Origin of the sequence: Nissabacter archeti, assembly GCF_018257325.1 — a bacterium.
GTDB classification, from domain to species: domain Bacteria; phylum Pseudomonadota; class Gammaproteobacteria; order Enterobacterales; family Enterobacteriaceae; genus Chimaeribacter; species Chimaeribacter arupi.
Genome location: NZ_JAERKB010000008.1, coordinates 66317 through 79085, shown reverse-complemented (window position 1 = coordinate 79085; position 12769 = coordinate 66317). Strand labels below are relative to the sequence as shown.

General features: G+C 59.2%; 12 protein-coding genes. 4 read left to right on the top strand and 8 right to left on the bottom strand.

What is annotated here, in order from left to right; genetic code table 11:
* Window positions 1-3 precede the first annotated feature (3 nt).
* Entirely contained in the window at window positions 4-564 is a 561-nt protein-coding gene (locus JK232_RS12095) for a helix-turn-helix domain-containing protein (RefSeq protein ID WP_072926072.1), read from the bottom strand.
* Between the two features lie 230 nt (window positions 565-794).
* On the opposite strand from JK232_RS12095, the gene JK232_RS12090 reads away from it, so the two are divergent.
* A complete protein-coding gene (locus JK232_RS12090) occupies window positions 795-1559 on the top strand; it encodes a MerR family transcriptional regulator (protein ID WP_101828753.1) in 765 nt (254 codons plus the stop codon).
* A 49-nt stretch (window positions 1560-1608) separates the two neighbouring features.
* Here JK232_RS12090 and JK232_RS12085 read toward each other — a convergent pair whose 3' ends face one another.
* The gene (locus JK232_RS12085) at window positions 1609-3216 is read right to left on the bottom strand and encodes an inorganic phosphate transporter (protein WP_212589260.1); all 1608 of its coding nucleotides are present in this window, start codon (window positions 3214-3216) and stop codon (window positions 1609-1611) included.
* A gap of 263 nt (window positions 3217-3479) precedes the next feature.
* Between JK232_RS12085 and yedA the strand changes: the two genes are divergently transcribed.
* Both yedA and JK232_RS22840 read left to right on the top strand, forming a co-directional pair.
* A complete protein-coding gene (yedA, locus tag JK232_RS12080) occupies window positions 3480-4391 on the top strand; it encodes a drug/metabolite exporter YedA (protein ID WP_072926076.1) in 912 nt (303 codons plus the stop codon).
* Window positions 4392-4456: 65 nt separating this feature from the next.
* A complete protein-coding gene (locus tag JK232_RS22840) occupies window positions 4457-4570 on the top strand; it encodes a hypothetical protein (RefSeq protein ID WP_241506127.1) in 114 nt (37 codons plus the stop codon).
* Window positions 4571-4572: 2 nt separating this feature from the next.
* Here the strand turns inward: JK232_RS22840 and JK232_RS12075 are convergent, their stop codons facing one another.
* From JK232_RS12075 to JK232_RS12055, 5 genes are all read right to left on the bottom strand, one after another.
* Window positions 4573-5328, bottom strand: coding sequence for an ABC transporter permease (locus JK232_RS12075; RefSeq protein WP_072926078.1), 756 nt, complete (start codon window positions 5326-5328; stop codon window positions 4573-4575).
* Window positions 5318-6256, bottom strand: a complete 939-nt coding sequence (locus JK232_RS12070; protein WP_072926080.1) for an ABC transporter ATP-binding protein — start codon at window positions 6254-6256, stop codon at window positions 5318-5320. The genes JK232_RS12075 and JK232_RS12070 overlap by 11 nt, the downstream gene beginning before the upstream one ends.
* Window positions 6253-7425: an ABC transporter permease gene (locus tag JK232_RS12065; RefSeq protein ID WP_212589259.1), complete on the bottom strand. Its 1173-nt coding sequence runs from the start codon at window positions 7423-7425 to the stop codon at window positions 6253-6255. The genes JK232_RS12070 and JK232_RS12065 overlap by 4 nt, the downstream gene beginning before the upstream one ends.
* Window positions 7425-8348, bottom strand: coding sequence for a glycine betaine ABC transporter substrate-binding protein OsmF (osmF, locus tag JK232_RS12060; protein ID WP_072926089.1), 924 nt, complete (start codon window positions 8346-8348; stop codon window positions 7425-7427). The genes JK232_RS12065 and osmF overlap by 1 nt, the downstream gene beginning before the upstream one ends.
* Before the next feature lie 186 nt (window positions 8349-8534).
* Window positions 8535-9542, bottom strand: coding sequence for a zinc-binding alcohol dehydrogenase family protein (locus JK232_RS12055; RefSeq protein ID WP_072926090.1), 1008 nt, complete (start codon window positions 9540-9542; stop codon window positions 8535-8537).
* 359 nt (window positions 9543-9901) lie between these two features.
* Here JK232_RS12055 and JK232_RS12050 point away from each other — a divergent pair, with 359 nt between their 5' ends.
* Window positions 9902-11521: a glycosyltransferase family protein gene (locus JK232_RS12050; RefSeq protein WP_212589258.1), complete on the top strand. Its 1620-nt coding sequence runs from the start codon at window positions 9902-9904 to the stop codon at window positions 11519-11521.
* Window positions 11522-11562: 41 nt separating this feature from the next.
* Here the strand turns inward: JK232_RS12050 and JK232_RS12045 are convergent, their stop codons facing one another.
* Window positions 11563-12765: a hypothetical protein gene (locus tag JK232_RS12045; RefSeq protein ID WP_212589257.1), complete on the bottom strand. Its 1203-nt coding sequence runs from the start codon at window positions 12763-12765 to the stop codon at window positions 11563-11565.
* Window positions 12766-12769 lie beyond the last annotated feature (4 nt).

The window sequence follows — 12769 nt, the reverse complement described above, 5'->3', positions numbered from 1 at the left end:
CGGTCAGGTTCGGCAAATCACGATGGCATAATGCGCGTCGGCAGGGCCGGGCGCGTAGAAATGGGAGGGGCCGTTGAGCAAAAAGCGCAGGCAATCGCCCGGCGTCAGGCGCCAGGTGCGGTCGCTCAGGCTGTATTCCAGTGCACCGGAGAGCAGCCAGATCTGCTGCTGCATCCCGGCCACCGGCGCGTTATCGTAATGAATCGACGCCCCGGCGCGCAGCCGCCCTTCTATCAGTTCAGCGCGGAACCCCTGGGTCGGCGGGGAAACGGAGCGGCGCTCGAAGCCGGTTTCCAGGTCATGCCACACCGGCTGGTTGGCCCGTGACAGCAGCTCCGGCGGGGACTCCTCAATCTCACGCAGCAGCTGTGACATGGTCATGCCGAACACCTGCGCCAGCTTGCCGAGCAAGGCGGCGGTCGGGCTGGTTTCCGCCCGTTCAATACGTGACAAGGTTGCCCGGCTGATGCCGGTCTGCTGGGCGAGCTGGTCAAGCGACCATTGCCGGGCGGTACGTAATTGCACCAGCCGTTGTGCCAGCAGGCGATCCTGGTTATCGTCCATAAAACGCTCTCTTTTTCTCAATTATGAGAATCTATCCCGTAAATGAGAAATAGGCAAGCGTGCCGCACTGGACGGGCCAGATCATCTCTTCACCAATATTTGACCGCCTGTATTTTGCGGTTTTTTTACCAAACAAAACAACTCAGCCACTGTCTTAGCCGTGCATATTTGATAACATCCTTCATTATTATTACGAACATTATTGCAATTTTAGACACCAGAGGGCAGAGATGAGACGTTACAGCATCGGCGAAGTTGCCGCCCTTTGCGGGATCAATCCCGTCACGTTACGTGCCTGGCAGCGAAGATATGGTTTGCTCAAACCCAAACGCACCGAAGGCGGACACCGGCTGTTCGATGATGACGACCTGGCCCGTATCCATACCATTCTGAGCTGGATTGAACGCGGCGTGCCGGTCGGCCAGGTGCGGGCGTTGCTGGAGGGGGATGGCAAGCCGGAAGAGGCCACAGACAGTTGGGCAAAACTCACTGATGCCCTGCTGGCCGCGTTGCAGCGGGTGAACCTCAACCGCGTCCGCCAGTTATTGAAAGAGTATGGCCGCGAGTACCCGGCGTCCCAGTTGGTGGACAACGTCCTGCGGCCGTTGCGCGCCCGGCTGGCGAGCCACGGCGCGCCGCTGCTGACCCTGCGCAGCCTGCTGGACGGCATCGTGATTGAGTACGCGGCCTTTTGCCTGGCTGCCGGCCGCAAAACGCCGGGCGAGCCGCTGATGATCATCGGCTGGGGGCGCGCTGACCGGGCGGAGCTTTGGCTGGAGGGGATCAAGCGCAGCGAAGCCGGTGCGCGGGTGGATGTGCTGGCTGACCTGCTGACCGCCCCGCAACTTGATGCGCTGAATACGCACCATGTGGTGCTGTGGGCCGAGGGGCGGCTCAGCCGCCAGCAACAGCAGCAACTGGCGGACTGGCAGGCGCAGAAACTGGACATTGAACTGATGGGCAGCGCTGCCCTGCTTGAAAATACCCCCACCTGAGGATAACCGGGATTATCCCGGTTCGTGCGCCCCCTTCCCGCCCCCTGCCCTACAGCCGGATAAACAGCATATAGAGCAGTGCGGAGATCAGAATCGAAACCGGCAGGGTCAATACCCAGGCGATCAGCAGGTTGCGCAGCGTCGCCATTTGCAGGCCGGAGCGGTTGGCGGCCATCGTCCCGGCCACGCCGGAGGAGAGCACGTGGGTGGTCGACACCGGCAGCCCGAAGCCGTCTGCCGCGCCGATGGTGACCATCGCCACCAGCTCCGCACTCGCGCCCTGCGCATAACTCAGGTGGTTTTTCCCGATCCGCTCGCCCACGGTGATCACAATACGCCGCCAGCCGACCATCGTGCCCAGCCCCAGCGCCAGCGCGACCACCACTTTCACCCACAGCGGGATAAAGCGCGTGGCGTTGTCCAGCTCCCGCTTCATGGCATCGAGGTTGTTCTGCGTCTCTGCCGGTAAGCTGACCTCGTGGGTTTTCAGCGCCTTGATGCTCTCTGAGGCCAGGTACATGTCATTGCGGGTGTTCGCCACCAGTTGCGCCGGGATGCGGTCCATTGAGCCGTACTGTTTGATCTGCGTGGCGATGTTGTGCAGCGTCATGCTCAGCGCGGGCAGCACCTGCGGAGTATTGTCACCGCTGCTGACAAACTGGATCAGCACATCGCGCGGCGGTGTGCTCAGCGCGGCAGGCTGCCCGTTCAGCAACTGCTGCTCCGTGACCTGTGACAGTGCCGCCACCCGCGGGATTTGCTCCGGCGGGATGGAGCGGTTCAGCGCGTAGACGATAGGCATGGTGCCCACCAGGATCAGCATAATCAGCCCCATGCCCTTCTGGCCGTCATTCGAGCCGTGGGCAAACGAGACGCCGGTACAGGTCAGGATCAGTAAGCCACGGATCCACGGCGGCGGCGGCCGTTTGCCTTCCGGTGAGACGTAGAGCTGGCGGTTGCGGATCACTTTCTTCATCAGCAACAGCAGCCCGGCGGCGCAGACGAAGCCCACCACCGGCGACAGCAGCAGGGCGTACGCGACATTCAGCGCCTGATCCCAGTTCACGCCATCCAGCCCGCTGCGGCCGTGGTCAATGGCATTCGCCACCCCGACGCCGATAATCGAGCCAATCAGCGTATGGGACGACGACGACGGCAGCCCGAGGTACCAGGTGCCGAGGTTCCAGATAATTGCCGAAAACAGCAGCGCGTAGATCATCGCGAAGCCGTGGCCGGAGCTGGCCTGCAAAATCAGGTCTACCGGCAGCAGCGAGATGATGCCGAACGCCACCACGCCGCTGGAGAGCATCACGCCGCTGAAATTGCACAGCCCCGACCAGAGGATCGCCACGCCCGGCGTCAGCGAGTGGGTGTAAATCACCGTGGCCACGGCGTTGGCCGTGTCATGGAAGCCGTTGACAAACTCGAAGCCGAGCGCGATCACCAGCGCCAGCCCGAGCAGCAAAAACGGCACATAGCTGGTGCTGCTGACGTTCTGCCCGGCGTCGGCGACATCGCTGAACAGGTTGGCACCGGCAAACGCCAGCCCGCACAGGGCCGCCAGGATGATAAACAACGGCGTGAACCGGTGGCTCTTGCCGGTCAAATCCGGGCGCGAATCCACTGCGGCCGGGGGGAAAATCGTTTTCTCGCTCATGGGCTGCCTCGTTCCGGGATGTGTGGGACTTACCCTGAGTGTTACCGGCGGATTGTGACAAAGGCATGAACCCTCGGGCAGAAAATTTGACTTAAGTTGACAAAACCCCGGCTGACCGGCGGCAATTCTGACGTAAATTGACACATGGCCGGCCATCAGGCCGGAAAGCCCCGGCGACAAGGCGCGGTTTTGGGTTGCAGAAGCGGCCGCGATGTTGTTATCTGGTGGCCTCTTTTTTTCCCTCCACGGATGACACACCCACCATGACTGACACTTCCCGGCGCGCGTTCTGGCTGCTGGCGGCCGCCCTGTTTGCCCTCTACATTATCTGGGGCTCCACCTATTTCGCCATCCGCATTGGGGTGGAGAGCTTCCCGCCGCTGATGCTGGCCGGTATCCGCTACCTTTGCGGCGGGGTACTGCTGTTTTCGTTCCTGCTGCTGCGCGGCCATGCGCTGCCGACCGGCAAACAGTGGCTGGCGGCCGCGGTGATTGGCGTGCTGTTGCTGGCGGTGGGCAACGGGCTGGTGACGGTAGCGGAACATATGCAGGTGCCGTCCGGCATTGCGGCGGTGATGGTGGCGACGGTGCCGCTGTTCACGCTCTGCTTCAGCCGGTTGTGGGGCATCACGCACAGCCGCGTGGAGTGGAGCGGCGTGGCGATTGGGCTGGTGGGCATTGTGCTGCTCAACACCGGGCATAACCTGGCCGGGAACCCGTGGGGCGCCGGGCTTATCCTGATCGCCTCGCTGAGCTGGGCGTTCGGCTCGGTGTGGAGCGCGCGCCTGCCGCTGCCCACCGGGGCGATGGCCGGGGCCGCGGAGATGCTGATCGCAGGCGCGGTGCTGCTGCTCACCAGCCAACTGCACGGCGAGCAGCTCACGGGCACGCCCTCCACCCAAAGCCTGCTGGCGCTGGGCTACCTGATTCTGTTCGGCTCGGTGATCGCCGTCAGCGCCTATATGTATCTGCTGAAGAATGTGCGCCCGGCGCTGGCCACCAGCTACGCCTACGTCAACCCCATGGTGGCGGTGCTGATTGGCATCGGATTAGGCGGGGAGCGGCTTACGGCGGTTGAGTGGCTGGCGCTGGCGGTGATCCTGGCGGCGGTGCTGCTGGTGACGCTCGGCAAGCTGCTGTTCCGCCCGGCCACCACCCCCCCGGCGAAAGGCTGAGGCCGTGCCGGTTGCCAGCGGGAGGAAAGGCTCTATAATCCTGCTGCTAACCAAAGGATAACCAAATGAACAATGTTGCAAAAAAAATCGTGATTGGCCTGGTCTCATTGATGGCACTCGGTGCCATTGGCGGGGTGATGCTGGCCGGTTACGCCGTGCTGATTGGCCCACCGGCCTGATCTCAGCCGCCGCGCCGCTGTTGCAGCACCGCAGCCCAGCGTTCAAACAGCATATCGGTGACGATCGCCAGCAGCGCCACCAGAATCGCCCCCTGTAACACATAGGCGGTGTTGAAGCCGCTCAGGCCAATCACAATCGGCGAGCCGAGGCTCTGGGTGCCGACGCTGGAGGCGATGGCCGCCGTGCCGATGTTGATGATCACCGACGTGCGGATGCCGGTAATGATCACCGGCGCGGCCAGCGGCAGCTCGACGCGCATCAGCATCTGCCGGCGGCTCATGCCGACGCCGAGCGCCACCTCGCGGCTGGCCGCCGGTACTGACCCCAGCCCGGCCAGCGTGCCCTGCACCACCGGCAGCAGGCCATACAGCACCAGCGCCAGAATCGCCGGTTTCTCGCTGAAGCCCATCACCGGCACCGCCACCGCCAGCACCGCCACCGGCGGGAAGGTCTGCCCCACCGCCACCAGTGTCTCCAGCAACGGCCGGAACGCCCGCCCGGCGTCACGCGTCACCGCAATCCCGGCGGTCACGCCAATCACCACCGCAATCAAGCTGGAGATGCCCACCAGCAGCAGGTGCGACAACACCAGCGACGGAAAGCCCTGTTGCAGGTAGAGCGGGCGTTGCAGCGTGGGGAACAGCCAGTGGAACAGGCCGCCCAGCTCGCCCATGCCGAACGTAAACGCCACCAGCAGGATCAATGCCCAGAGCAGCGGCGACCGCAACCGCCGCCAGCCGCGCCGTTCAGCGCCCATCGCCGCCCTCCTCGACTAAATCTTCCAGATGCAGCACGCCGAGCGGCCGCCCCTGATCGTCCGCCACCGGCAGGCAGCGGGTGCCGCGCGCCACAAACAGCGACAGCGCATCACGCAGCGTCAGGCTGGCGGCCACCGGCTCCCCGGCGGCACGGCCCGGCCGCACCCGTTGCGCCACCTGGGCCTGCGCCAGCAGCTTGATGCCGAGATCGCTGCGGCCAAAGAAGTCCCGCACAAAGGCGCTGGCGGGCTGCTGCAACAGCGCCAGCGGCGTGCCCTGCTGCACCACGCGGCCCTGATCGAGCAGCACAATGCGGTCAGCCAATGCCAGCGCCTCGTCGATGTCATGGGTCACCAGCACCACGGTACGCCCGGAGATCTGGTGGATGCGCGCCACCTCCTCCTGCAACGCACTGCGCGTGACCGGGTCGAGCGCGCCGAACGGCTCATCCATCAACAGCACTTCCGGGTCAGCCGCCAGCGCCCGCGCCACCCCGACCCGCTGCTGCTGGCCGCCGGAAAGCTGGTGCGGGTAGCGGTGGCGGAACAATTCAGGCTCAAGGTGCAGCAGCGCCAGCAGTTCGGTGACGCGGTCGCGGATTTTCGCCTTCGGCCATTTCAGCAGTTGCGGCACGGTGGCGATGTTCTGCTCCACCGTCCAGTGCGGGAACAGGCCAATCGACTGGATGGCGTAGCCCATGCGCCGCCGCAAATCCTGCGGCTTAAAGGCGTGGATCTCCTCACCGGCGAACAGGATTTTGCCCTGGTCATGCTCCACCAGCCGGTTAATCATCTTCAGCGTGGTGGATTTGCCGGAGCCGGAGGTGCCGATAAGCACCGTGAATTCGCCGTCGGCGATGGTGAGCGTCAGGTCATCCACCACCGGTTTGCCGGCGTAGAATTTACTTACCTGCGAAAACTGAATCATCTGCGGGGGGGTTCCAATACCGAGACAAGAAACGTAAACAGGCCATCGATGACCACGGCCATCAGCACCACCGGGATCACCCCCAGCAGCACCAGATCCAGCGCGCTGCTCAGCAGCCCCTGGAACATAATGGCCCCGAAGCCGCCTGCGCCAATCAATGCCGCCACCATCGCCAGCCCCACGGTCTGTACCGCCACCACGCGCACGCCGGAGAGGATCACCGGCAGCGCCAGCGGCAGTTGCACCTGCCGGAACAGCTGGCCGCGCGTCATGCCCATGCCGCGCGCTGCCTCCTGCACATGGGCCGGGACGGACGCCAGCCCCGCCACCACGCTGCGCACCAGCGGCAGCAACGAATAGAGCACCAGCGCAATAATCGCCGGTGCCGTGCCGATGCCGCTGATGCCGAGGTGCGCGAGCCACGGCCAGGCGGCGGCCAGCCCCGCCAGCGGGGCGAGCAGCAGGCCGAACAGCGCAATCGACGGAATGGTCTGGATGATGTTAAGCAGCGGGAACAGCGGGGCGCGCCAGCGGGCGGAGCGGTAACAGAGCACGCCGAGCGGCAGCCCGATCAGCAGCGACGGCAACAGCGTACCGCCGAGCAGGCCGAGGTGTTGCCACAGCGCATCATTGAACACCTCTTCGCGGTTGGCGTACTCCTGCATCAGCGACAGCGCGTCCAGCCGACCGCTGACCAGCAGTGCCGCCACCGGCAGCACCATCTGCGCGCCGAGCAGCAGCCGCAGGCCGCGCTGTGCCGTGATGTGGGTCACGGCGTCCGCGCCAATCAGCAGGCAGAGCGCCGCCGCCGCCCAGTAGCCGCCCCCGAGCGAGGTGCGCGCAATGCTCTCCTCGCCGCCGGAGAGCGCCTGCGCCGTCAGCCCGGCCTGTTGCGTCAGGGTAAACAGCAAGACTTCCGCCAGCAGCAACGCCGCCAGCGAGGCGGCGCGCCGGGGCGGCAAACAGGCCAGCCCCGCCAGCCCCGCCAGCGGCAGCAACCGCAGCCAGCCGGTGGCGTGCAGCAGCGCGGCCAGCGGCATCGCCTCGCCCGACACCAGCCGGTTCGGCGCATGGCTGACAAACCCCAGCCCGGCAAGGGACAGCGCCAGCAGCACCGTCAGCAACAGTAGCACCGGGTTCAGCCGGGGCGTTGGGTGCGCGTCCGGCATCAGGATTTCACGAAGCCTTTATCTTTCAGGTATTTCTGCGCCACTTTTTTCGCGTCACGCCCGCCGACGGCAATCTGCGCATTGAGTTTTTGCAGCGTCGGGCCGTCGAGTGAGGCAAACACCGGTTTCAGCAGCGCCGGGATGTTTTTATGCTGGTTGAGCACCGCCTCGCGGATAATCGGTGCCGGGGCATAAATCGGCTGCACGCCCTGCGGGTCACTCAGGGTTTGCAGGCCGAGTGCCGCCACCGGGCCGTCGGTGCCGTAGGCCATCGCGGCGTTGACGCCGGAGGTCTGCTCTGCGGCGGCTTTGATGGTCACGGCGGTGTCACCGCCCGCCAGCGACAGCAACTGGTCCTGCTTCAGGGTGAAATGGTACGCCTGCTGGAAGGCGGGCAGCGCGTCCGGCCGCTCGATAAATTCCGCCGAGGCCGCCAGTTTAAAGGTGCCGCCGCCGCTGATGTATTTGCCGAGGTCATCCAGGCTGGTCAGGTGGTTCTGCTGCGCCAGATCCTGGCGTACCGCAATCGTCCAGGTGTTATTGGCCGGGGCCGGGTCAAGCCAGACAATCTTGTTCTGGTCGTAGTCCAGCTGTTTTACCTTGTCATAACCTGCCTGGGCATTTTTCCAGGCCGGGTCGCTGTCTTGTGAGAAGAAGAACGCGCCGTTGCCGGTGTACTCCGGGTAAATATCAATTTCACCGGCGGTAATCGCCCCGCGCACCACTTTGGTGTTGCCGAGTTGCAGGCGGTTGGTGGTTTTAATGCCGTTGGCCTCCAGCACCTGGATGATCAGGTTGCCGAGCAGTGAGCCTTCGGTATCAATTTTCGAGCCGACGCGTACGGCGTCAGCCGCCTGCGCCAGACCGGACACGGCGACCAGCGCCACCGCCAGCCAGCGCCCGATAAGGGTGGAACGGGACATGGAACTCCTCCTGATAATCAGATCGTGCTGCCCTGGATAAACATGCTTGCTGTCAAAAGGATAGCCGCGATTTCCCGGCTGACCAGCCGTGAGGGTGAACGGTGCGACAAAACGCCGCTTTTCGGAGAAGTACCGCACAGGGGAAAACCCGGCAGGCGGGAGCCTGCCGGGCGGGAAACACGGGGATCAGAAGCCTTCCAGCACCGTTTTGCCGCGTGACGCGCCGGACTCCAGCAGCGCATGGGCGCGCCGCAGGTTTTCTGCGTTGATGGTGCCGAAATGCTGGCCGACGGTGGTGCGGAGCACCCCGCTGTCCAGCAGGTCAGCCACGCGGTTCAGCAGTTCATGCTGTTTGATCATGTCCGGCGTTTCGAACATTGAACGGGTGAACATCAGTTCCCAGTGCAGGGAAATCGCCTTGCGCTTAAGCGGCATGGCATCCAGCGAGGCCGGGTCATCAATCAGCCCCAGTTTGCCCTGCGGTGCCAGCACGTCGATGAGCTGCGCATAGTGGCTATCGGTGTGGGTCAGGCTGGCGACGTGCGTCACCTGCTCAATGCCGAGCGCGTTGAGTTGCGGGGCCAGCGGCTGATGGTGGTCAATCACATGGTGTGCGCCCTGTTGCGTTACCCACGCCTGCGTTTCGCCGCGTGAGGCGGTGCCGATGACCGTCATGCGGGTCAGCTGGCGGGCCAGCTGGGTCAGGATCGACCCAACGCCGCCCGCTGCGCCGACAATCAGCAGCGTGTCGCCTTCGCCGCCCTGCTCCGCCACGCCGAGCCGGTCAAACAGCAGTTCCCAGGCGGTGATGGCCGTCAGCGGCAGCGCGGCGCTGTCGGCAAAGTTAAGCGAGGCCGGTTTACGGCCGACGATGCGCTCATCCACCAGATGCAATTCGCTGTAGCAGCCGGGGCGGATAAGCGATCCGGCATAGAACACCTCATCACCCGGTTTGAACAGCGTCACCTCCGGCCCGACCGACTCCACCACCCCGGCGACGTCCCAGCCCAGCACGCGCGGCCCGTTGGTGTCGCCGCCGGCACGCACTTTGGTGTCCACCGGGTTCACGGCAATCGCTTTCACCTGCACCCGCAGGTCACGCGCGCCGGGTTGCGGCTCAGGCAGGTCGGTATCAAACAGCGACTGCGGGTCATTAATCGGCAGGCCGGGTTGCTCATAGGCGATGGCTTTCATCTTCAGCTCCTTCAGAGTAGGTGGCAGTGCGCCGCAGCGCACCTCAGGCCACAAGCATAGCCGCCCTGAACGACCGGATACAGCCGGGTTACCGGGTAACAGTTTCATTGTGGGAGTGAAAATGGGGGGCAAAGAGCGCGGTAATGTAGCAATTTAAAAAAAAGCAATGTTTTGCTTTTCAAATCTAATACCGATGACATTTAATTTACTTATCCAACCAAAATTTATTACCAAAAGAGAATAAAGGGAAATTTATAAAACATCGTCCTTTCATGATATAACACTTAACGCAAGAGAATTAGCCCTCAACGGTAGAAACCTTCCTTACATTTAAATTAATCCAACCAATAATTAACAAAATGACAAACATAAACTTAAAACAGCACATCAAAAACGCAACCTGTTACTTTGAAAATGCCAAAATACTTATACCAATAATAATATCACTGCTGATAGTTTCTTACCCTCTGACAACGGGCAATGCGTGGGTCGGGCATGATGTAGGCGCACATATAAACAGATTGTTAGTATCAATTAATACCAAGCAAATCATTCCCTATTTTGATTTCTCTAATGAAACATTCCCGGGTTATTCATGGAATCTATTTTACCCCCCTTTATCTACCTTTTTAATGTATATAGCTCATACAATAAACCCATCAGAGTTAGACAGAACTATAAAGACAACCGCCATTTTTATTATAGCGTTGTGCTACCTCTCTTCATTTATATGTTGCAAGAAATACAACTCTACCCAATGTTCATTACTCGTTGCAGCCATCTACAGTTCATCCGGCTATTTAGCAACCAACCTCTATACCCGCTTTGCTTTTCCAGAAGCAACGTCAATGATTTTTACACCCATTCTTATAAGTGGCTTCATTGATTTTTCAAAAGGAGAAATTAATAAAAAAATCCCAGTGAGCATGACGCTTATTCTGTTATCAAATATTCCTTCTTTTTTATGCGCTTGTTTTTTCGTCATGCTTTGCTGCATCACGTTGAAAATGAACATTCAGCAGTTAAAGACACTCTTTAAACATGCGATATCCGCGATATGCTTAAGTGCTTTCTTCCTTATCCCTATGATTTATGAACAAATACATGATAAAATTCAGATGGGGGAAATCATCTGGTTTGATGTTATGAAATCAGCGATAGTCAGGCTTGATGATTTTCTATTAGGACTTACTATACAAAATGGCCGGTTAACGGGCATGCTGATCTGTATTGGCGCACCGCTAATGACAGCTTTCCTTATTTCATTACGTAACCGAAAAAATGAAGATAAATGGCTGCTAATCGCCCTTTTTCTAATGATATGCTTCGTCACCTTTCCTATTAATTACCTTATATTCCCATCATGGCTGGCCATTTTTTCTAACATCCAATTCCCATGGAGAATAACACCCTACATTTTAAGCTGTATGCTTTTTGTAATTATACGTTATGAACGGAATGTTACCCTCTTATGCCTGGCACTATTTGCCTCCAGCCTTTTAACTTCTTCTGTCACTTTTGAAAAAAAGAAAACACCACTCAATCAGAAAGATTTTTTACAGGCAGTATACATAGATTATACTCTGGTTGGTTCTGACTTCAAAAAAGACCTCAAAAAGATAACCTGTACGATTAATTCCCAGCAGACTGATTATATTGCTGACAGGACTTTAAATGAGAAAGGCATGCCGGCATTTACATTCCATGCAGACAGTGATGCCGAGTGTCAAATTCCAGTCATGGCTTATGCTGCTTTGCTGGCCAATGGTGAAAACCGTTCTACCCGCGGCTATTTAACTTATTCAGCTAAAAAAGGTGAAAATGTAGTAGAGATCACTACCCGTAAAAACTTCAATTATCTTGTTGGCCTGTCTATTATGCTCTCATTCTTAACAGCAGTTTTTATGTTTTTCTCACCCCGGTCCTTTTTCAAATTTACTCTGTTCAAGAAAAATCAGAAAAACATATTAACCCATTGAAAATAGACTAAAGGGCGCGAGAAGAGATAACCGGCTGCCCCCTAACGCGGCCCGGTGCAATCACTGATCTTGGCGAGGATAATCTCCCAGATCTGCCGCAAGCGGGCGACGTACAGATCGTCACGGATGATGTCGATCAGGGTGTCCAGCGCGTCGCCGCGGTTGCCGCCGGGATCGGCCAGCGAGACCGCCGGGTCCCCCAGCAGGATCCGGTACAGCCGGTTACGCAGATCCCGGTCCGGGCCGATGCGCTCGAGGTCAAACACCGTGCGGATATTCAGCTCACGTAACTGGAACGTTTTTTTCGAGCCGACAGCGATGATCAACTGCGCCTGCGCCACCCAGTCAATCACCTCATACAGCCCGTAGGGGGTTTCCACAAACAGCTGGATCGGGTTGGCGGTCGCCAGATTCTGCACATCCTCGATTTCAAACTCCCCAAGCCGGAATTTCATAAACGGATCGATACCGATGATCATATCCAGCGGATACTCTTTCATCAGCCGTTTATCGTCCTGATCCACCCGCCGCCCCACCAGCTTCGGGAAACGCGCCACCAGCACATCAATAAACGCCAGCGGGAACAGGCCCACCAGCAGCGCAATGGCCACAATCATCAGGGTGGCGCTGCCGGCTTTATTGACGGCGGCCTGGCCGGTACTGATGACCGTTTCACTGCTTTCATTCATGACGCCGCTGTAATAGATCGCCCCGACAATTACCAGCGGCAATAAAATGCGGAAGAAGGCGCGGAAATAGGAGATAGGCGACAAGTCAAAATTAGCGACCCGCCGCAGCAGGTATTGCAGCGTCCAGAGATAGGCGCCCAAAAAAGTAAAGGTAAAGACCAGCCGGGAGAGGTAATCACTCTCTTTCAACTTTTCAATTTTAAGCAGATAAATATGATAAAGCGTATCGAGAGAGATATAAAAACAGAAGATTGTCAGGCAGACATATAACATCACCGGCACAATATAATAGCCGAAGACGCCCCCGCCATCATCGGCCTGGCTGACGCCGCTGCCCTCATCAACATGGTATTTATATTTCATCACTTCCATAGAGGGGATGGTTTTATGCCCGGTCAGCTCAAAGACTTTCACCAATTCCAGCAGCAGCGCTGAACGGATGGCGCGGATATTTTTCCGGCCAATATAAATGCCGACCGGTAATGCACCGCCTAACACCATAGAGAATAAAAAAATAATCAGCTGCTCATGATGGGTGTGGATGTACTGAAACATGTTT

Bases quoted from the DNA above. Each gene is read 5' to 3' on its own strand.
- JK232_RS12095 (WP_072926072.1), bottom strand. From the start codon at position 564: ATGGACGATAACCAGGATCGCCTGCTGGCACAACGGCTGGTGCAATTA.
- JK232_RS12090 (WP_101828753.1), top strand. From the start codon at position 795: ATGAGACGTTACAGCATCGGCGAAGTTGCCGCCCTTTGCGGGATCAAT.
- JK232_RS12085 (WP_212589260.1), bottom strand. From the start codon at position 3,216: ATGAGCGAGAAAACGATTTTCCCCCCGGCCGCAGTGGATTCGCGCCCG.
- yedA (WP_072926076.1), top strand. From the start codon at position 3,480: ATGACTGACACTTCCCGGCGCGCGTTCTGGCTGCTGGCGGCCGCCCTG.
- JK232_RS22840 (WP_241506127.1), top strand. From the start codon at position 4,457: ATGAACAATGTTGCAAAAAAAATCGTGATTGGCCTGGTCTCATTGATG.
- JK232_RS12075 (WP_072926078.1), bottom strand. From the start codon at position 5,328: ATGGGCGCTGAACGGCGCGGCTGGCGGCGGTTGCGGTCGCCGCTGCTC.
- JK232_RS12070 (WP_072926080.1), bottom strand. From the start codon at position 6,256: ATGATTCAGTTTTCGCAGGTAAGTAAATTCTACGCCGGCAAACCGGTG.
- JK232_RS12065 (WP_212589259.1), bottom strand. From the start codon at position 7,425: ATGCCGGACGCGCACCCAACGCCCCGGCTGAACCCGGTGCTACTGTTG.
- osmF (WP_072926089.1), bottom strand. From the start codon at position 8,348: ATGTCCCGTTCCACCCTTATCGGGCGCTGGCTGGCGGTGGCGCTGGTC.
- JK232_RS12055 (WP_072926090.1), bottom strand. From the start codon at position 9,542: ATGAAAGCCATCGCCTATGAGCAACCCGGCCTGCCGATTAATGACCCG.
- JK232_RS12050 (WP_212589258.1), top strand. From the start codon at position 9,902: ATGACAAACATAAACTTAAAACAGCACATCAAAAACGCAACCTGTTAC.
- JK232_RS12045 (WP_212589257.1), bottom strand. From the start codon at position 12,765: ATGTTTCAGTACATCCACACCCATCATGAGCAGCTGATTATTTTTTTA.